General features: G+C 42.6%; 16 protein-coding genes and 1 pseudogene. 12 read left to right on the forward strand and 5 right to left on the reverse strand.

Annotated features, from left to right (window positions below):
• The first annotated feature begins 195 nt into the window (after positions 1-195).
• The 10 genes and pseudogenes from AB3N61_RS17240 (at position 196) to AB3N61_RS17280 (ending at position 10220) form a co-directional block, all read left to right on the forward strand.
• Positions 196-810: an LIC20036 family protein gene (locus tag AB3N61_RS17240; RefSeq protein ID WP_052005223.1), complete on the forward strand. Its 615-nt coding sequence runs from the start codon at positions 196-198 to the stop codon at positions 808-810.
• Between the two features lie 11 nt (positions 811-821).
• Complete coding sequence (locus AB3N61_RS17245; protein WP_020770069.1) at positions 822-1832, forward strand: AAA family ATPase; 1011 nt, start codon at positions 822-824, stop codon at positions 1830-1832.
• A 14-nt stretch (positions 1833-1846) separates the two neighbouring features.
• Positions 1847-2671, forward strand: coding sequence for a DUF58 domain-containing protein (locus AB3N61_RS17250; protein WP_367899275.1), 825 nt, complete (start codon positions 1847-1849; stop codon positions 2669-2671).
• Positions 2668-3570: an LB_053 family protein gene (locus AB3N61_RS17255; protein ID WP_367899276.1), complete on the forward strand. Its 903-nt coding sequence runs from the start codon at positions 2668-2670 to the stop codon at positions 3568-3570. Before AB3N61_RS17250 ends, AB3N61_RS17255 begins: the two co-directional genes overlap by 4 nt.
• Positions 3567-4511, forward strand: a complete 945-nt coding sequence (batA, locus tag AB3N61_RS17260) for a VWA domain-containing protein BatA (RefSeq protein ID WP_367899277.1) — start codon at positions 3567-3569, stop codon at positions 4509-4511. The genes AB3N61_RS17255 and batA overlap by 4 nt, the downstream gene beginning before the upstream one ends.
• Positions 4508-5503: pseudogene (gene batB / locus AB3N61_RS19020) on the forward strand (VWA domain-containing protein BatB); the annotation flags it as partial. The gene batA and the pseudogene batB, both read left to right, overlap by 4 nt.
• A 15-nt stretch (positions 5504-5518) precedes the next feature.
• Complete coding sequence (batC, locus tag AB3N61_RS19025; RefSeq protein WP_369750160.1) at positions 5519-6217, forward strand: TPR repeat-containing protein BatC; 699 nt, start codon at positions 5519-5521, stop codon at positions 6215-6217.
• Positions 6214-7809 carry a BatD family protein gene (locus AB3N61_RS17270; RefSeq protein ID WP_367899278.1) on the forward strand — a complete coding sequence of 532 codons (1596 nt, stop codon included), beginning with the start codon at positions 6214-6216 and terminating at the stop codon, positions 7807-7809. Before batC ends, AB3N61_RS17270 begins: the two co-directional genes overlap by 4 nt.
• Positions 7806-9635: a molecular chaperone HtpG gene (htpG, locus tag AB3N61_RS17275; RefSeq protein WP_020770092.1), complete on the forward strand. Its 1830-nt coding sequence runs from the start codon at positions 7806-7808 to the stop codon at positions 9633-9635. Before AB3N61_RS17270 ends, htpG begins: the two co-directional genes overlap by 4 nt.
• A gap of 57 nt (positions 9636-9692) precedes the next feature.
• Positions 9693-10220 (forward strand): hypothetical protein, encoded by a 528-nt coding sequence (locus AB3N61_RS17280; protein WP_020769951.1) that lies wholly within the window; start codon positions 9693-9695, stop codon positions 10218-10220.
• Here AB3N61_RS17280 and AB3N61_RS17285 read toward each other — a convergent pair.
• Entirely contained in the window at positions 10201-10695 is a 495-nt protein-coding gene (locus AB3N61_RS17285) for a hypothetical protein (protein ID WP_367899279.1), read from the reverse strand. The genes AB3N61_RS17280 and AB3N61_RS17285 overlap by 20 nt on opposite strands.
• A 109-nt stretch (positions 10696-10804) precedes the next feature.
• On the opposite strand from AB3N61_RS17285, the gene AB3N61_RS17290 reads away from it, so the two are divergent.
• On the forward strand, positions 10805-12475 hold the full coding sequence (locus AB3N61_RS17290; protein WP_367899280.1) for a PhoX family protein: 1671 nt from the start codon (positions 10805-10807) through the stop codon (positions 12473-12475).
• On the opposite strand, the gene AB3N61_RS17295 is transcribed toward AB3N61_RS17290, so the two are convergent.
• From AB3N61_RS17295 to AB3N61_RS17305, 3 genes are read right to left on the reverse strand one after another with little or no spacing between them, the layout of a single operon-like run.
• Positions 12472-12819 (reverse strand): STAS domain-containing protein, encoded by a 348-nt coding sequence (locus AB3N61_RS17295; protein WP_020770065.1) that lies wholly within the window; start codon positions 12817-12819, stop codon positions 12472-12474. The genes AB3N61_RS17290 and AB3N61_RS17295 overlap by 4 nt on opposite strands.
• Complete coding sequence (locus AB3N61_RS17300; protein WP_020769982.1) at positions 12812-13714, reverse strand: NAD(+)/NADH kinase; 903 nt, start codon at positions 13712-13714, stop codon at positions 12812-12814. Before AB3N61_RS17300 ends, AB3N61_RS17295 begins: the two co-directional genes overlap by 8 nt.
• Positions 13715-13761: 47 nt before the next feature.
• Complete coding sequence (locus tag AB3N61_RS17305; RefSeq protein WP_020769936.1) at positions 13762-16143, reverse strand: SpoIIE family protein phosphatase; 2382 nt, start codon at positions 16141-16143, stop codon at positions 13762-13764.
• A gap of 481 nt (positions 16144-16624) precedes the next feature.
• On the opposite strand from AB3N61_RS17305, the gene AB3N61_RS17310 reads away from it, so the two are divergent.
• Complete coding sequence (locus AB3N61_RS17310; protein ID WP_020770076.1) at positions 16625-17104, forward strand: hypothetical protein; 480 nt, start codon at positions 16625-16627, stop codon at positions 17102-17104.
• Between the two features lie 61 nt (positions 17105-17165).
• Here the strand turns inward: AB3N61_RS17310 and AB3N61_RS17315 are convergent, their stop codons facing one another.
• Complete coding sequence (locus AB3N61_RS17315; protein ID WP_020770046.1) at positions 17166-17972, reverse strand: acyl-CoA desaturase; 807 nt, start codon at positions 17970-17972, stop codon at positions 17166-17168.
• Positions 17973-18239: the final 267 nt, after the last annotated feature.

Here is an 18239-nt window from a genome sequence, read left to right on the forward strand (position 1 = left end):
TGTGTCATTTCTAAAAGCCTGTTCCGAATGGTTCAGGCTTTTAGCACCCGGAACGGACTATTGGTGCGAAAAGTTTGGAGGTGATTCTCCGGGCTTCCGACTAACAGTAATTCTTTTCTTAATCCGTAAAATTTTTCTCCGTTCTATGTTGGAATTCCAACATGGATACAGAATGGAAAAAAGGGAATCCTTGCCTTGGAAAAAATTATAACTAATAATGATCTCAAAAAAATCAGCCTAGGAATACTGGTGGCTGCTCCTTTGTTTTTCTTACTCGGATATTTTGTCCGAGGATGTAGCTCCATAAATCGACAGGCAAAGGTGACCTATAGTGGGTCGTTTACGGAAGGGACTCTGGTCTCATTAAATTCTAAAAATGTAATATTGCAAGACCCCGATTTTTCTATCCCTCTGGAAACAGTGGAGAAGATAGAGTTTTTAGAGGATGCTCAAAGTTTGAACTCGGATCAGGTCCCTTTGAGCGACACGGAGAAATCCTTTGTAGGTACTTATAAGCTGCAAGTTGGAATTCATAAGGGAGTGTTGAGTATTTTTCCCCGTAAGACGGGAGGGATAGGAGCCACTTTACGTTTTACGAATTGGGGAAAAGGATCCAACGAGATCTTGACCGGTATACGGGTCACAGGGAAGTCCATTCGTTTTGTGAGATCCTGTGCTGGGGCAAGATGCTCCGAGATAGGTAGCAATGTACCTTTCACCCAAACGTATACAGGAGATTTGGACGGTAAAAAAATCCAAGGCGCTTACCAAGGTACAAATAGTTCCGGCCGCTGGCTTGCAGAACGTTAATAGGAAATACTATGGAATCCATTGCCAAAGATCGTGAAAATATTCCCTTAACCGAATCAGATATCCAATTTGCAAAAGATACGTTAGATCGAATCCGGCTGGAACTGACGGGAGAGATCACAGGCCAAGAGGCAGTAGTAAAAAATCTACTCATCTCATTAGCATGCCAAGGCCATGTTCTTTTAGAAGGGATGCCTGGACTTGCAAAAACACTTTTGGCAAAATCTTTGTCATCGGCGCTGGATCTGGATTTTAAAAGAGTGCAGTTTACGCCGGACCTTCTTCCTGCCGACCTGATCGGGACAGTCGTATTCAATCCAAAAAACGGTGAATTCAATACTCGTAAAGGTCCCATCTTTACCGGAGTTTTACTTGCGGACGAGATCAATAGAGCGCCGGCAAAAGTACAGTCCGCTCTTTTGGAATGTATGGAGGAAAGAACGGTCACTATCGGTGACAATACTTTTCCTTTGGAGAGGCCTTTTTTAGTACTCGCTACCGAGAATCCGATCGACCAAGACGGTACTTATCCGTTACCGGAAGCACAGATGGACCGTTTTTTTATGAAAGTCCTTGTGGATTATCCCGATATGGACGAGGAACTAGCGATCTTGGAACAGCATGGCAGACTCGCTACCGGCCCGAAACGTATTAAAAAAACTGCAACTGCTAAAGATGTTCTCAAAATCTCCTCCCTTGTGGATCGAGTGCATGTGGAACCTAAATTAAAAAGTTATATAGTTCGTTTGGTAAGAAATACCCGTCCGGAAGAAAAGACAGTGCCGGATCTTCTTCCTTACGTAAAACATGGGGCCTCTCCTAGGGCAAGTTTGAGCTTACTAAAAGCATCCAGGGCAAAGGCTTTATGGGAGGGAAGGGACTATGTGGCTCCCGAGGATGTGAAGGCCGTTCTACCTGAGATCCTTCGTCATAGAATCTTACTTACCTTCGAAGCGATCTCCGAAGATGTGGGGATCGAGTCGGTAGTCCGGATCGTTTCGGACGCTACCCAGGTGCTTTGATCTAATTAACTAAAATGTTCCGTAAAGAATACCAAAGCCTGATCCAACTTTTGGATTGTCCAGAGAGAGGATTTTCTCTTCGGAATAGGCAAGGCACGGCTACAAGTTCTAGGAAAGGCAGGGGAATCGACTTTAAGGATGTACGTCCTTATGCAGTTGGAGATGATACGAGACTGATCGATTGGAATGTTACCTCCAGATTCGGAGAATTGCATGTAAGGGAATTTTACGAAGAAAAGGAAAGACTCGGAGTTTTTTTCCTGGATGTTTCCGAATCCATGGACTGGAGCAGCTCGGAATGGACCAAGGCGGAGAATGCTTTTCAAGTCTTAGCTCTATTAGTTTTACTTTATGTACGAAAAGGAAATCTTGCCAAGATCTTACTCTATTCGGACAAGTTAGAATGGGAGACGGGATATATTCGTAACACGGCAGAAGCTCTCTCCGCTTTGGAAAAAGTCCGTTCTTATCCGCATAAAAAACTAAAAACGGATCCTAAACTTCCGTTCGTACTCTTAAAAAACAGGATCAGAAGATACACCGATTCGTATATACTTTCCGATTTTCACGGACTTCCTTCTTTAAAAAAACTTACAGGACTCAGAAAATTCCATACTCTACATGCAATACGATTCAAGGACAGTTTGGAGGAAACCGCTCCCAAAGGTTTTTTCCAATTTTTTTTATTAAAAGATCCTGAAACAGGTAATCTTCCTTTTCCGGCGGGAGGGAGTATCCGCAAAAATCTGGAATTTCTATTTAAGTCCAGATGTTTGGAACTGGAAGGAAAAGACACGGACCCGAATAAACTTCTGGAATATTGGAGAAGTATGTCATGAAGGCGGGGCAGTTCCGTCGTAGATCCTTGGATCGTATTCAATTTTTATACTATACTTTTTATTTTTCCATTCTGCTTTTTGCAGCCCCGACTTTTGCTTGGAACGAAGATTGGGAACCTAAAGAAGTTGGAATAGGAGATCAGGCGGAATATTTGTTGGAATTCCAACAAGGAGAAGTCCTGGATCCTGAACTCCCTTCCAAGGGAATGTATCCTGATCCGGATTCTCCGGATCTTCCGTTATTCGAAGTCATCACTTCCGAAGTTTCCGACACAAAGATCAAGTTGGTTGTTTCGTATTACGCTTCCGGAAAATTTTCCCTTCCTATTATTTGGAAGGATAAGGACGGAAAAGAATTCCGTTCGGAAGCGATTCTTAACGTTCGTTCTTCCCTGGGGGAGAAGGACAAAACCCCTGAAGAGATCCTGCCACCCTTGGAATTCTCAGGGAAGTACGGTTGGAAATTAGCAGCAATCCTTGCGGGTCTGGCTGCATTGAGTTTTGGGATCTTTTACGCTTGGTATTTAAACCAAACCGCATCCAAAAGGACCATGGACGCACTTGTGGAGGCGGATCCTTGGGTTCAGAAAATTCTAATATACGAAAGTAAATTGGATGAGATAATCAATTCTCCTCCGGTATTTGCCAGGAACTTTTATAGGGTCCTATCCGGTTATATCCGGGAGAATATGGCGAAAAAAATGAATGCCCCATTTGCGCATCTAACGGAAGCGGAATTATTCCAACGTATTTATGATTCATTCGGATTGGAAGAAGGGGAAGTTCGAAATTGGGAGAATACTTTCCGTAAAGCGCAATATTCCGGAGAGGAAGTGGAGATCTCTTCTTCCGAGGCTTTGAAGGCCTGGGATTATTGGAAGGAGGCGCTTTCCAAATGACGGAATGGGAGTCTCCTTATTATCTTTTTCTAATTCTTCCGATTTGGATCTGGACATTCTATTCCTATTGGAAAAACCAACCGGCCTTGGGAATGGAACTCAGGATCCCGGGAAAAGTCCAATACGGTTCCTTCTCCGCAAAACGGTTTTTATCTTCGGTTGCACCATTAATTCGACCCGTTGCCCTAACGATATTCGTGATCTCAGTCGCAGGTCCCGGGAAAAGATATAGATTTCTTCCCGACGAAACCAAGGGAGTGGATATCATTTTGGCACTGGACGTCTCCGGTTCAATGTCCAAGAGTAGGGACTTCTTACCCGAAACCCGTCTAGGAGTTTCTAAAAAATTACTCAAAGAGTTTATTAGAAAAAGAGAAAATGATCGTTTGGGATTGGTAGTATTTGCGGGAGGAGCTTATCTGCAATCACCATTAACAAGCGATAGGGAAGTATTAGAAGAAATATTAAGTCAAGCAGAGGAAGAAACGGTCCCGGAACAAGGGACAGCTATCGGAGACGCACTGATCCTATCTTGTTATAGATTACGAAGGTCGCCTGCGAAATCTAAAGTGATCGTGCTCATAACTGATGGTGCTTCGAATACGGGTCGTATAGATCCGGTCACAGCTACGGAGATCGCAAAAGGTGTAGGAGTTAAAATTTATTCCATAGGGATCGGAAAAGAAGACCAATCTTATGAGGTGAATTTCGAAATTTTGGATATACTTTCCAAAAAAACGGGAGGAGTATTTTATAGAGCGGAAGATATCGGTGAGTTGCGGGAGGTATTGGCATCCATCGACTCTTTGGAAAAGGATCTTCTGATCTTACCTCCGGAAGAAGTGAGAGAGTCGGAATCCTTAATCTTTCTGACCTATGCCCTGGCTTTTTTAGGTTTGGATCTACTTTTGAGATCTTGGGTGTTTCGGTATTACGTATGAGCGAAACTTTTTTAGAATCTTTTTGGATCTCACTTGGGCTGATCTTTTTTGCTTACACTTTGTTTAAATTTGCATTCTATTTTTATTGGAGTCGCTGGAAAAAGTTTTATCCAGGTCTGCCAAGAGAATCCAAGGTCCCTCCTTTTTATATAGTTTTTGTAAGGATCTTGCTGCTTGCGTCCGTTTTCTATCTTTCTTATTTTGCATACCAACGAACGGAATCTACCAAGTCTAAGGAAGAGGAGGTCTCCAGAGGCGTGGACTTTCTGTTCTTAGTGGATGTTAGTCTTTCCATGCAATCGGTGGATACTCGTCCTTCTCGGATCATAAGAGCGAAAGAAACGATCCTAAGACTTCTTCCCCAGTTAAACGGGAACAGGTTTGGTATGATCGTGTTTGCCGCTTCTCCGTTCGTGTATTGTCCTATGACTTCGGATATTCGCGCCTTTTCGGAGTATGTGAGAGGTCTGGATGTGGATATAGTAGGGGACAGAGGAACTGATTTGAAGTCCGCATTTAAAAAAGCGGAAGAAGTTTTAAACTCCAATCAAGTATTACGAAATCGTATTTTAGTTTTAATATCGGATGGAGAAGATATGGATTCTCCAGGGATTGTAAAATTTCCGGCCGAGGTTTGGGTTTGGTCTGTAGGAACTCCAACAGGAGGGCCTATCGGATATTCGGAAGATGGTTCTAGAGTATACGGATTTTTAACCAGAGACGGATCCTTAGCTCCTTATGAAAATTCTCCGGGTGTGATTATCTCTAAATCCAATCCAGGATTTTTAAAGGAACTGGCGTATGCGAACGAAGGCAGATATTTATCTTTAGATTCCGAAACTCCGGAAATTGGAGATATAAGATCTTGGATCGGCTCCATGGAAAAAAACACGGGACAAAGGATCCGCAATGGACGAAGGGCAGAAGGAGCTAAAAAATTTTTAGTGCCTGCACTTCTACTTTTGTTATTTGATTTTTTCGTGTTAGAGTTCTTAGGAAAATATTTGGTGGGTCTTACCAAAAAAGCAGCTCCTGTTCTTTTGCTCCTTCTCTCTTTTTGGTCGAGAGATGTTTATACCTTTGAATTAGATCCCGGAGGGAATCGGATCAAAGAGGGTAAGAATTCCTACGAGCAAGGAGATTATAAAAGTTCCTTGGAAAGATACAAAGAAGCGGATCCGTATTTTCCGGAAGATCCTAGGTTGGAATTCAATCGAGGAGATTGTGAATACAGATCCGGGAACTTAGACAAGGCGATCCGTCATTTCGAAAAATCCGCTGACTCGAAGGATTCGACCTTAAGAGCACAATCTCATTTTAATTTAGGAAATTCTTATCTAAAGATGGGAGATCGTAAAAAAGCGGCGGAACATTATCTTCGCTCTCTAAAGGAAAACCCTAATTTAGAATCCGCTAAAAAAAATTTGGAATGGTTGCGTAAACTTCCCCCTCCGGAAGGAAAAGAAGGTTCCGAAAACAAAGAAAGTTTATCCGAGGAAAAGGAAGACAAATCCTCCGCATCCAAACAAGGTTCTAAAGGGAAGGAGAAGGCGGAAAAACAATCCAAGTCCGGCGCCGGAAAGGATCAGAAAGATAAAAACAGATCCAAGATGGAGGACGAATTAGATCGTATCATGGAGTCCATGGATCTAGATCCGGTGAAAAGAAGAAGCCCAGGTTCTAGGAACAAAGAGGTGTTCTGGTGAAACGTTTCCTTCTTCTTTTATTATTAGGAGTTTTGCCTTTATTTGCACAAGGTCCCAAATTTTATCTTAGCCAAACCAGAGCGGACCTGGGAGACGCTGTATTTATCATTCTAGAAACGGAAGGCAGCGCTCAAGTCCGATTGATCGAGAAAGAATGGAACGGACAAGGGATCAAGGCGGTTTACTGGGGAACCGAAGAGAACACCACCATAGTAAACTTCAAAGTATATCGTAAAAAACTAATTAAGTATAGGCTAACAGCTTCTGCGCCCGGACGTTATTCCGTCCCGGAAATAGAGGTAGAAGTAGATGGACAAAAGGTGGCGACCGGAATGATGGCTTTGGAAATTTCTCCAAGAAGTTCCACTACAAATAAATCTTCCGGTTTTTTCTCGAATCGGTATTTTTTCAGCGAAGAGACCGATGGTCCTGAAGATGGGGATTTGAAGGTCCTTTTTCGAACGAACAAGGAACAAGTCTGGGTAGGGGAGCCGATCCTGGGATTTTTCACTCTATATTACAGAAACGCGATACGTCCTTATATTGATCGGGATTTTTCCAGTTCCATCGAATTTCCTTATTTCAGGAGCGAGGCGCTTTCGGGTATCAATCTTTTGATCCCGGAACAGGTGATTTACGAAGGAATAGAATTCGAAACGGCTGTTTATAATAAGGAAACTTTCATCCTGACACCTTTGAGAAAAGGTGAATATTCTTTAGGTTCCACGGTATTTCATTTGGAAGGAAGACAGCAGTCCTTCTTTCATATGAGGAGTATTAAGACGATCCCGAGTAAAATTTTCGTAAAGGATCTGCCTTCCCCTGCTCCGACCGGATTTAAAGGTGCGGTCGGTAATTTTAAGATAAGTTTAGAAGAATATCCTAAAGCCGCTTTTTTAGGAGAACCTTTTCAGTTTAAGCTGACCATTTCCGGGAACGGAAATCTTTCTTCCATTAAAGATCCTTTATTGAGTGTATGTGACCCTCCTTGTTATCCGGAGATCACTTTTTTACAAACAAGGCAGCAAAGAGATTTTAGAGAGCTTGGCCCTGGAGAATTCGGATTTTATCTGAATCATTCTTATTATTATTCCGTGCTACCTAAAAAAGAAGGAATCTGGAAACCGGAAGATCTGAAATTTACTTTTTTCAATCCAGGTTTGGGAAAATATGAAACTGTTTCTCTTCGTTTTCCCGATTTGGAAATCGGTCCTTCCAGGCCGAAACAGGATATTGCTCCCGAGGATGCGACAAGCCGGGGCGGTTCTTTTCTGGCAGTTTATATTCTTCTTTCTTCCCTATTGATTGGGGCAGGTATTTTCGCGGTTTTGACTCTGCGTAAAAAATACCAAGCAGAAGTAATATTGAAACGACTTGACCTCTGGATAGGTTCCAAAAGAGGTTTTGTTTTGAAACATTCAGTGATGACCAAGGGATTGCCGGAGGAAGAGGCTAGTCTTCTTGCGGGTTGGAAGTCCGAAACGGTCCCATTGACCGAAACCTATAAGAGTCTGGGACCTTCTTCCCGAGAAACTCTTCTTAGGATCTCCCGTTGGTTGTCTGATAAAATACAGAAGGAGGAATCCGAATGAGCGAAGAAGTAAAAGGCAGAATCTCCGTAGAAACGGAGAATATTTTCCCAATCATTAAAAAATGGTTATATTCCGAAAAAGACATATTCTTGAGAGAGCTGGTTTCTAACGCATGCGACGCTATTGCTAAACTTAGGAAAATCTCCTTGAATGAGGAATTTGAAGGCGGCACCGACTATAGGATCGATCTGGATTTCGACCAAGAAGCTAGGATCTTGACCGTCCAAGACAACGGCATCGGGATGACCGATGAAGAAGTGAATCGTTATATCAACCAGATCGCATTTTCCGGTGCGGAAGAATTCGTAAAAAAATACCAAGCGGAAGGGGATAAGACCGAGATTATCGGCCATTTCGGTTTGGGATTCTATTCCAGCTTTATGGTTTCTTCTAAGGTGAAGATTGAGACAAAGTCTTATAAAAAGGGGAGTACTCCCGTCGTTTGGGAAAGCGAATCAGGTACGGAGTTCTCTCTAAGACCGGGTGATAGGTCCGAAAGAGGAACCAAGATCAGTTTGTATCTAGATGCGGATTCCGGAGAATATTTGGACCAATGGAAACTGAAAGAGTTAATCCGCAAATACTGCGATTTTCTTCCGGTTCCTATTTACGTAAAAGGGGAGAAGGCGAATAAACAAACCCCATTGTGGAGCGAACAACCTTCTTCCGTTAAAAAGGAACAGTATGACGAGTTCTATCAATATCTGTTCCCTTTTGCAGGAGAGCCTTTATTCCATGTTCACTTGAATGTGGACTATCCTTTTAGGCTGCAAGGGATTTTGTATTTCCCAAGACTCAAACACGAGTTAGACGCTAATCGTATGGGGATCAAACTCTACTGTAATCATGTGTTTGTCTCCGACGAAGCAAAAGAATTGGTACCTCAATTTTTGACCGTTCTACAGGGGACTTTGGATATTCCGGATCTTCCTCTGAACGTTTCCAGATCTTATCTGCAAAACGATCCATTGGTTAAAAAGATCTCTTCTCATATCGTCAAAAAAGTTTCCGACAGACTGCAGGAAGAATGGACCAAAAATCCGGACGAATTCCGTAAGAACTGGGAAGAGATCTCCTTATTCGTTAAATATGGGATGATGACCGACGAGAAATTTTACGAGTCCGCAAAAGATCTCATCTTCTTCCGATCGTCTAACGGTGATTTAACGAAATTGGAAGATTACGTGGAGAGAAATAAGGAAAAGAACTCCGGTAAAATATATTATGCGGGAGAAGCTGAACTGACATCCGTATATATGGACCTTCTCAAGTCCCAAGGACTGGAAGCATTGCTTGTCGATTCCCGAATAGACAATCATTTCCTCCAATTTTTAGAAGGCAAAAATCCGGATTGGAAGTTCCAGAGAGTGGATTCGGAACTTGCGGACCAAGTTTTGGATAAGGAAGCAAGTCCTGATCTCGCAGACCAAGACAACAAAACAGCGGAAGATAGACTGAAGGAAATTTTCTCCAAGGCGATCGCCAAAGAAGGCGTGGAGATCAAAACGGAAGCTCTCAAGTCGGAGGATATTCCTTCCGTGATCCTGCTGCCGGAACATCTTAGGCGTTTGGCGGAGATGGGCCAGATGTATGGACAAAAGCCCGGTGACTTTTTGAAGAATCATACTCTTCTATTGAACCGTAAGTCCAAATTGCTCAAAAATATATTACATCTTTCCAAAGGTGTGTATCCGGAGAAGGCGGAAAAATTGGCCCGTTCCGTGTACGATCTGGCCTTGTTAGGCGCGAAACTGATCGGAGAGGAAGAATTGAGCGAATTGATCCGCCGCCAAAGGGACCTGTTGGAAGATCTTTCCTCGGATTAATTCCGAAAAAAAAGGGGGAAAATCGGAGATCGTACCGATATCTTTATTGGTACCGGTATGCGGACACCGATTTTCCCGATTATAATAACACTTACTTTACTGACTACTGCCGGTATTTATTCTCAGGAGCCGAGCAAGGGTAAGTCGTCTTCCGAGGAGGACGGAGAGGTGCATAAGGACGGCAAGTCCTTAGATAAGGAATACTACGAATATTATTTTAAAACCCTTCCTAATTTGGATGTTTTGGAAAAGGAGAAGTTGGAATACAATCTGATCCGTTCCCTAAAACTTGAGTTGAGAAAAAGGGATCCGGAAAAGATGAATCCGGAAGAACTAAAAAAAGTAAACGCAAACTCGGTAAGATACGAGCGTGTTTTCGAGGATTCCATTTGGATGCGCGGGATCAGAAAACAAATGCAGTTTATAAAATTTAAAGAGTTTATGTTCGTGATCGTTTATGAAAAGTATTACTGCTTTATCTCGTACGAAATGAATCCTGCCAGATATATCCAAGAGCCTTACCAGGTGCAGTTGATCTTTAAAAAGGACAGCGCCTTTAATTCTTCTACTCTACCTCAGCCTTAAACGTTCTGAAATAAAGGCTAACTAATACCAATCCGAAAGAGAACAAGATCCCGAATAATAAAAAGTCCTGCATAAAACCGAAACCGGGAGGCGGGGCCGTGTTCCCCACAATCCTGCCTAGGATCTTCGTTTTACCGAAACTGTTCCAAACGAACGTGCGGACTTGCACCGTATCTCCCACTCTCATTCTACGATTCGTGGTTTGATCTACTTCTTCCGTAACCTCGTGTTTTTTGCCTTGTTCGTCCGGCACCAAGTACGTGTACACATTTACCGTTCTGCCTAACTTGTGGAGTTTTGTATTCTCAACCAGAACTCCGAACTCCTTGTTTCCAGGAAGAGATAAATTTTTGTAGATGGATTCTAAACTTTTATTTTCCCAATAAACTGCGGCGGAAAGCGGAAGAAAGAAAGCGAGAGAAACCCAGCCCATGAGAAAGAGGATCTTGTAGAATGGGGTAGAGTTCGGTTTCATTCTCAGTCTTTATCATCTTTTTTGATAGGGATTATTACAACTAAGTTTCCTTTTCTTATAGGAAGAAAAAACGAATGGTATAGAGAGTCTGGAGCAATATTCTTAGGATATGAAGGTATCTAGGTCAGACTTTTTAAAGTATATGGGAAAGGGAATGTTGGCTCTGACTGCCGTTCGGACCTTGGATCTTTTTTCCGAAACCGCAAAAGATCCGTCTAAAAAAGTACCTTCTACACATTCTTCTTCCCAAAAAACAAAAAAGGGAAACTTTTCAAAAATTCCGGGAAATAATTTTAAACCTATAAAACCGAATACTCAAGACGATCTGATCTTAGCCGCCGGTTTTAAGTATGATCTGATCGCAGTGTATGGAGATAAGATCAACTCAAAGGGAGATACTTTCGGATATGCGGCTGATTTCAATTGTTTCTTCCAATTTCCGAATGATCCAAATTCAGCGCTTCTTTGGACCAATCACGAGTACTTAAATGAATTAGAATATTATGTAACCGGTTACGACTATAACCAAACAGGCCCGAATAATAGAACTTCCGAACAGATCGAAAAATATCTCTACTCCTTAGGCGGTTCAGTGATCGGGCTTCGCAAATTAAACGGTACTTGGGTATTGGATCCCGATTCTAAATACGGAAGAAGGTTACATGGAAGGTCGGAATTCCAACTAAAAGGTCCTGTAGCGGGTTCCGAGGCGATCGCAGGTAAATCAAAAGTGTATGGAACCTTCGCCAACTGTTCCGGCGGCAGAACATTATGGGATACCGTACTTTCTTGTGAAGAGAACTACGAAATGGTCGTGGAAGATTGTAAACTGGAAGACTCCAAAGAATACGGTTGGATCATAGAAGTGGATCCTTTCGATCCTTTTTCCACTCCGGTAAAACATACCGCGCTCGGAAGATTTTCTCATGAGAATGCTGCGTTAACCGTTTCTCCTTCCGGAAAATTAGTCGTGTATATGGGAGACGATTCCAAGGACCAATGTGTTTATAAGTTCGTCTCGGAAAAAAAATATGATCCTAAAAAAGGAAAATTGAACTCGGAACTTTTGGATGAAGGAACATTATACGTAGGCAATTTCGAAAAATGTGTATGGGTTCCATTAGACCTTGAAAAAAACCCGAATTTGAAAAACGCAAAAGATAAAGAGGGGAAATTAAAATTTAAGACCCAAGCGGATGTCTTAATATCCTGCAGAGATGCCGCAAAAACTGCAGGCGGGACTCCAATGGACAGGCCGGAAGATCTGGAAGTCCATCCATTAGATAAATCTGTTTTTGTTTCCTTCACTAATAACGATTCCCATGGAAATTTTTACGGACAGATCGTTCGTATCAAAGAGGAAAATTCCGATGCCGAATCGGTCCGTTTCGAGTTCGAAGTGTTCGTTGCAGGTGGAGGGAAGAGCGGATTTTCTTCTCCGGATAATTTGGTCTTTGATTCTTCCGGAAATCTCTGGATGGTAACCGACATGACAACTCGTTTGCTCGGAAAATCCATCTTCAAAAAATTCGGGAATAACGGTTTGTTTTTTATTCCTACGAGCGGAGAAGATGCCGGGAAAGCATTCCAATTCGCTTCAGCGCCGATCGGTGCTGAATTTACAGGTCCATGGTTTACACCCGACGAAGAGTATTTATTCTTATCCGTGCAGCATCCGGGAGAAGATACGAAGGATTACGATCTTCCCACGAGTCGCTGGCCTAGGAGAACAAAGGGAGATATTCCGAGGCCGGGTGTGGTAGTTATCAGAAGGGCTTAGTTTTTAAGGCAAGCAGCGATTGCGTCTTCTTCTTTTTCAAAATGGACGAAAGGTTTCCAAAGGCCTAATAGATTGAAGATCTGAATGACCTTCTCTCCCGCTTCTGTGAGTAAAAGTTTTTTGCCTTCGCCGGATAGTCTGTTCTTTAATTCGAAGATAGCGCGGATGCCGGAACTAGAAACATATTTGAGATCGGATAGGTTTAAGACTGTGTTGTTTGCATGGGTCACATCCAATACTTTTTCCTTAAACAGGGGAAAGGTGGATTCGTCTAGTCGGCCGGAAACCAAATAAACTTTGATCTCTTGGCCTGCATCCTGTTCTAGAATTTTCAAACTATCCATGTTTTTGTACCAGCACCCGCAATCTTTCCGGAGAAACGGAAAAGTCCGCTTTTGCCCCGGGAGGGAAATCGTATATACGTTCCGCCAAGGAATCGATGGAGATCCCTCCGCGCATTTCCGATATTAGACGGAAAGAATTGCGAACAGTGAAGTGATCCAACTTATACTGGAAACTTTCTTTTTTACGCAACTCTCTACAGTACACTTTGAAATAAGGCTCTTGCTTGTCAAAGCTTACGTCTTTATTTTCGCAAGACATAACCCAGCCGGTAGAACCCGCTCCGGTATATACTAGAAGCCCGGAACATTTCTGTTCTTCGGTGACCTGTTCATGAGAGATCAAAAATCGGCTAGTCAAATCGGGGCTATTGTTCCGGATAGAAATTTCGCTTATCCCTTGGAAAGTTTCTATCGCTTTGCCGTCAGGATATTCGATCCTAACATTGATCCTGGGCCATTCTTCTATTTGAACATTTTCCCAATTTTGGGAAACAGCTTTGGAAATATCGGAAGTATGAAAGGATAAAAGGGCGCCTACCGAAGTTTCCGGATCCGAATTGCACCCTAGGACTAGATTGTCCAAAGCATGATGGGCAACGTAAGTGAAGTGATTATCCCCGCCTAATGCGATCACAAGATCATAATCTGAAATATCTATATTTTCTAATTCTTCTCGGAATATGAACTTCCCGTTCGGGAAAGTACGTTTTAACTCTTCTCTGCTTTGGATCTGTCTAAGATGGGATTGGTAGATCCTAGAGAAAGAATCGTTTTGGATCTGTGCTACTCTTTTGAATTCATCCAGAGAGCCGTAACTCTCCAGATCTAATTCGTATTTTGTTCTTTTGATGACTACCAGAACAGATTCGATCTTTTTTCGCATTTCCGCCGACATGGATTACCAATTTGGACGGAACTAGGTCTCCCAGAAAACGAAAAAAATCAAACCAATGCGGGTTCCGAGGAATTATTTGCCTTAGGGTCCGAGTCTGCGAGGATCAATTTTAGAACGGACATAGTGGCTCTGAACTTCATTCGATTTCCGGTAAGTCTGTATAAAGCGACCAAATGTTTTAGATTTCTAATATTTTCAGGTTCTCTGGATCTGAGTTTTTCCGCGAATTCCAAAGACTTCCAGTAATCCTTGGTTTTTCTGAGGCAATAGGAAAGATAGAAGATATACTCGTTGTCGAACGGGATCTTTGAAAGATACGTCTCTGAATATTTCGCACCTTCTTCGAATTCTTTCGCGTTGATACAGATCCTTGCCATTTGTTTGTAAAGTGCAGGGTCCGAATCGTCGATCGCTAACGCTTGTACAAAAACTTCCTTAGTCTTTTCGGTATTCCCTTTTTTATACTCTTTGATCCCGATCTGTAGTAACCGATTGTATTCTTCCGAAATTACTTTCGTGCGAGAAGAAGGAATTTTCACCTCTTTATAACTGATACTTAAAAGACTTAGATCGTCTGAAATTTCTCCTGCGGCGTTAATCAGTCTTTCTAGATCTTCCAAATTTCCGCCGGAAAGTTCCACGAATCTTAAGAATAAGTTTTCGTCTTCGTTCATTACAGGCTCAGGCGAGTTCGGGTCATATAGGAGGATATCGTCTCTTCCATCCGAGCCTAAGAAGATCCTGTCTCCAGCTTCCAGTTTATCCACTCGCACCAAAGGTTCGGTTGTATTTTCCGAAAAACCTAATTTACGGATCGGGAAGTCCGAATCCAAAAAGTTTGCCTTAGCATCTCGGTACAATACCATATTAGGATGTTCTGCATTAATGGAATATAATGCACCGGTTTCTTCATCCAGAAGACAAAGTAATGCTGAAACAAGCATCGTGCCGTCGAATGTAACGAATACGTTTTGTAATTCGGTGTAGCAGTCTTTGAGCCATTTTTCGGGGGTTTTTTTCTGGTTACTTCTGGAAAGTTGAGTCCTGGTTACGATCGCTTTGAATACTGTTCCCATTACGAGTGCACCACCCGCTCCTTGGATGGATTTCCCCATAGCGTCGGAGTTCATGATACTCAGGTATTTTTTGCCGTACAATGTGATTTCGCTGATGGAAACCAGGTCCCCGCCTATGTCGGCCTCCTTTTTTCTGAATACGAAAGTTTTCTTTTGTCTTAAGATGCCGCTGATCTTAGTATTCGGGCTTTCATACTTAGTGGTAGCAAGCGGACGTAGAAGTAGGGAAGTCAGGTAATAATCTCCGTCTTGTTTTTCCTTCAATGTGCGGAGATCGTCCAAGGTTTCCTGTAATTCTTTGGTTTTCTCCTCCACCTTTTTTTCCAAGAACATTTGGTGGTCCAAAAGATCCTTCTTCATTTCGATGAATACTTCCGCCATTTCTCCCAATTCATCGGAACGATTTAAGTCCACAATTTTGGATTCGTCTTCGTTCGGGTTTTGCATCGCGAAGTTAAGAGCCTTAACAGCGTCTATAATATCTCTGGAAAATCTATAGGATGCGAATAAGATCCCGCCGAAAACCGCAAGGGCGATGAGGCCACAATATAACCAAAGGTTTCGAGTAGATTCATACAACTCGGTCTCATCTATCAGGAGAACGAAATCTAGTTTAAGATTACTTAATCCTTGATTTTCATAAGGGACTTGAGTCAGATAATAATGTCTTCCTTCCAAAGTGAATCTGGAAATTCCCACAAGGTCTTTCGGTTTTCTATCCCCTAAATATTTGGAGATTGTATTGTCCGAAAAGGAAATCAGTTTTTCTTTTTCATAAATGGCAAGGTGAACGTCTTCCGAACCTGTGATTGCCTGGATGAATTTATCGTCCACTACCTGGCCCACCATCAAGATCCCTCCGTTCTTAAGCGGTGCGGTGACCCTAAGCCCAAGACCGCTATGGCCGATCTCTAGGGTAGAAGCGATTCTACCTTGCAAAGCTTCCTGAACGATCTTCTGTCCCGACTTATCGTCGCCATAATCGGCCGGTCTATGAAATCTAAAATAAACATGTCCTGTTCTATCATGGATCTCAAAGATAGAAAGACCATACTGAGTCATAATACCTTTGATATATTCCAGGTTGTTTTGAAGAATACCTCGATTACCCAAACCGTTCTCTAAAATAGAAAGAGTTTTTTGATTTCTTTCTATTTCTTTTAAAAGAAGACGGATAACTTCTTCCTTATGTTTGAGTTCCTTCCTGAACTCTAAGGAGCGGTCTAATGCTCGTTTGTCCTGGGGTTCGTTTTTTACTTGGTCGATCATTTGTATGAATGTGACCGCGAGGATAAGTACTAAAAGAAGCTGGCTTGCTCCCAGAATGAGAAAAATTTTCTGTCTAAAACTCATATATTGTTCCGGAAATGAAATCTCCCTAAATCGGGAAGGCACACTTTGTATTTTTAGCCTTTTCTTTTCTTTGGAAAAAGAGATTTAAAACTTACACTGGAAAAATCCCATTCGTACTAAGGATTCGTGAAATTCAGGTTACAAAAATATTCCGCCTAATGGGTAGTTAGTCGGTATGGAAGGCACAGAGTTTAGGTCCTCTGGAATATTTTGAAGTCGTTTCTTAAAATTCACACGAATCCTGCTCCTCTGTGTTCTTTGTGCTCTCCGTGCGAAACAAAAATAAGAAAACAAGCTTCGCACAGAGGTCACTGAGCACACAGAGATAGGATCAGTAAGTCTGGAATACGATGTAGGAATTCCAACATTGACAAACAAATTAAACCCTCCGTGACCTCTGTGCGAAAACACCCTGCGTCTCTTTCAAACTCAGCGCCTCTATGGACTTGACCGGGATACGGTCGGTAGGAACTCTAACAAGATGGAAGATCAGGAACCTAAAAAGCAGGGCTTTCCGTTTCGCCCTCTGGAAGATTTCGTGTTGGGAGAGGTATTGGGAAGGACCTTAGTCGCCTTAGGACATTCTAAAGAAGAAATACAAAAGGCTATTTACTCTCACTTGCCCGATGGACAATCCGAATTCCTTTTTACTCCGAACGCAAAAAAACAACTCCTTTTACAAAGTATGCCTGTGGAACTCAGAAGTTTCCTGGAGGCCGGAAAAGATAAAGAGGTCCAGGACATCTTTCGCAAAACGATCTCGGTAGAAGGTAGACTCGACCTAGCGCTGGAACTTTTGGAGTGGATCTGTACCGGTTTCGAAAAAGAAGAATTGGTCCGCGCATTATTCCAATTGGTATTGAACGGGAAAATAGAATTAAGCCCGGAATTTTATCCTCTCTTAATGAAAGAATACGACAAAGAGATGAGAGGAGACTTGGATCGGATCCGAGAAGAATAAAAAAGCCGCTTGTTCCCAAGCGGCCTTATAACATTCTACTTTAAGAACTTGAGGTCTTAAACTAAGCTACGTCGGCTAGGGGAGAAGGAGCCGTACCTGAAAGTTCTTTTCTTCCTTTTTCGGTCCAGACCGCTCTTTGGATGGTGATGATCCCCATAAAATGTAGTACCTTCATCACTTGGTATGTAAGATCCAACTCGAACCAACGGAAGGCGAAGTTCGGGGAATTCGGGTGAGCGTGGTGATTGTTCTGGTACAATTCTCCCATGATCAAAAAGTCCACAGCTAAGGTGTTTTTGGAATTGTCCGGATTTTTTGCGTGGTTGCGGTAACCATACATATGTCCGCACCAGTTTACGATAGCTCCGTGAGTCGGTCCCATTAGATAGTGGATCGGTAATAAAGCATAGAGCCAAACTGCGTCAGCCGGAACAAAAGCCATATAGAAAAGAGTATAAGAAGTTCCGAAGAACAAACGAACAAACCAAGAATCCGCAAAACGATCGAACCAAGGGATCTCAGGATAATTTCCTTTGAATTCCTTCTCCACTTCTTCTTTACGATCCAAAATATTTTCGTAAACGACAGCGGTCGTCCACATCATATCTAAAAACCCTTTAGAAGCTACCGGAGAATGCGGATCTTTTTCCGTGTCGCTATATGCGTGATGCCTTCTGTGAAGAATGGCATAAGCTCTCGGATTGAGAAAGGAAGAACCTTGCACAACGAAAGTAAAGAAATAGAAGAACTTTTCCCAGAAACGGTTCAGTTTGAACATCTGGTGCGCAGAATAACGATGTAAAAAGAACGACTGAACGAAAGCGGCTAAAATCCAGTGTGCCGCAAAAAAACTTAGAATGATTGCCATGGAGGGCTCCCTTTTTTTCTACAAGATACGAGTCATTTGGGGAGGGTAGGTTGCAAAAAAATGTGAGGGTGAACCGGAGAAATATAGGCGATTATGGTCTCTTTAGAAGGATTCCTCCGCAAAAAAGGCAGGTTTTGGGCGACTCCTTCGGATCGGGCTACTACGGGCTCGCGCATTCGCGCTCGTCCGGCAGGCCGGACTAAAGCCCTTCGTATCCCTGTCGCAGCACTTTGCGAGCACTCCAAGCTTATTCTCCGCTGAGTCGGT

Source organism: Leptospira sp. WS58.C1 (assembly GCF_040833995.1).
GTDB lineage: Bacteria > Spirochaetota > Leptospiria > Leptospirales > Leptospiraceae > Leptospira_B > Leptospira_B cinconiae.

Excerpts from the sequence above, each read along its gene's own strand:
- AB3N61_RS17310 (WP_020770076.1), top strand. The coding sequence starts at position 16,625 with ATGGAAGATCAGGAACCTAAAAAGCAGGGCTTTCCGTTTCGCCCTCTG.
- AB3N61_RS17290 (WP_367899280.1), top strand. The coding sequence starts at position 10,805 with ATGAAGGTATCTAGGTCAGACTTTTTAAAGTATATGGGAAAGGGAATG.
- AB3N61_RS17250 (WP_367899275.1), top strand. The coding sequence starts at position 1,847 with ATGTTCCGTAAAGAATACCAAAGCCTGATCCAACTTTTGGATTGTCCA.
- batA (WP_367899277.1), top strand. The coding sequence starts at position 3,567 with ATGACGGAATGGGAGTCTCCTTATTATCTTTTTCTAATTCTTCCGATT.
- htpG (WP_020770092.1), top strand. The coding sequence starts at position 7,806 with ATGAGCGAAGAAGTAAAAGGCAGAATCTCCGTAGAAACGGAGAATATT.
- AB3N61_RS17280 (WP_020769951.1), top strand. The coding sequence starts at position 9,693 with ATGCGGACACCGATTTTCCCGATTATAATAACACTTACTTTACTGACT.
- AB3N61_RS17295 (WP_020770065.1), bottom strand. The coding sequence starts at position 12,819 with ATGGATAGTTTGAAAATTCTAGAACAGGATGCAGGCCAAGAGATCAAA.
- AB3N61_RS17300 (WP_020769982.1), bottom strand. The coding sequence starts at position 13,714 with ATGTCGGCGGAAATGCGAAAAAAGATCGAATCTGTTCTGGTAGTCATC.
- AB3N61_RS17245 (WP_020770069.1), top strand. The coding sequence starts at position 822 with ATGGAATCCATTGCCAAAGATCGTGAAAATATTCCCTTAACCGAATCA.
- AB3N61_RS17285 (WP_367899279.1), bottom strand. The coding sequence starts at position 10,695 with ATGAAACCGAACTCTACCCCATTCTACAAGATCCTCTTTCTCATGGGC.
- AB3N61_RS17315 (WP_020770046.1), bottom strand. The coding sequence starts at position 17,972 with ATGGCAATCATTCTAAGTTTTTTTGCGGCACACTGGATTTTAGCCGCT.
- AB3N61_RS17255 (WP_367899276.1), top strand. The coding sequence starts at position 2,668 with ATGAAGGCGGGGCAGTTCCGTCGTAGATCCTTGGATCGTATTCAATTT.
- AB3N61_RS17305 (WP_020769936.1), bottom strand. The coding sequence starts at position 16,143 with ATGAGTTTTAGACAGAAAATTTTTCTCATTCTGGGAGCAAGCCAGCTT.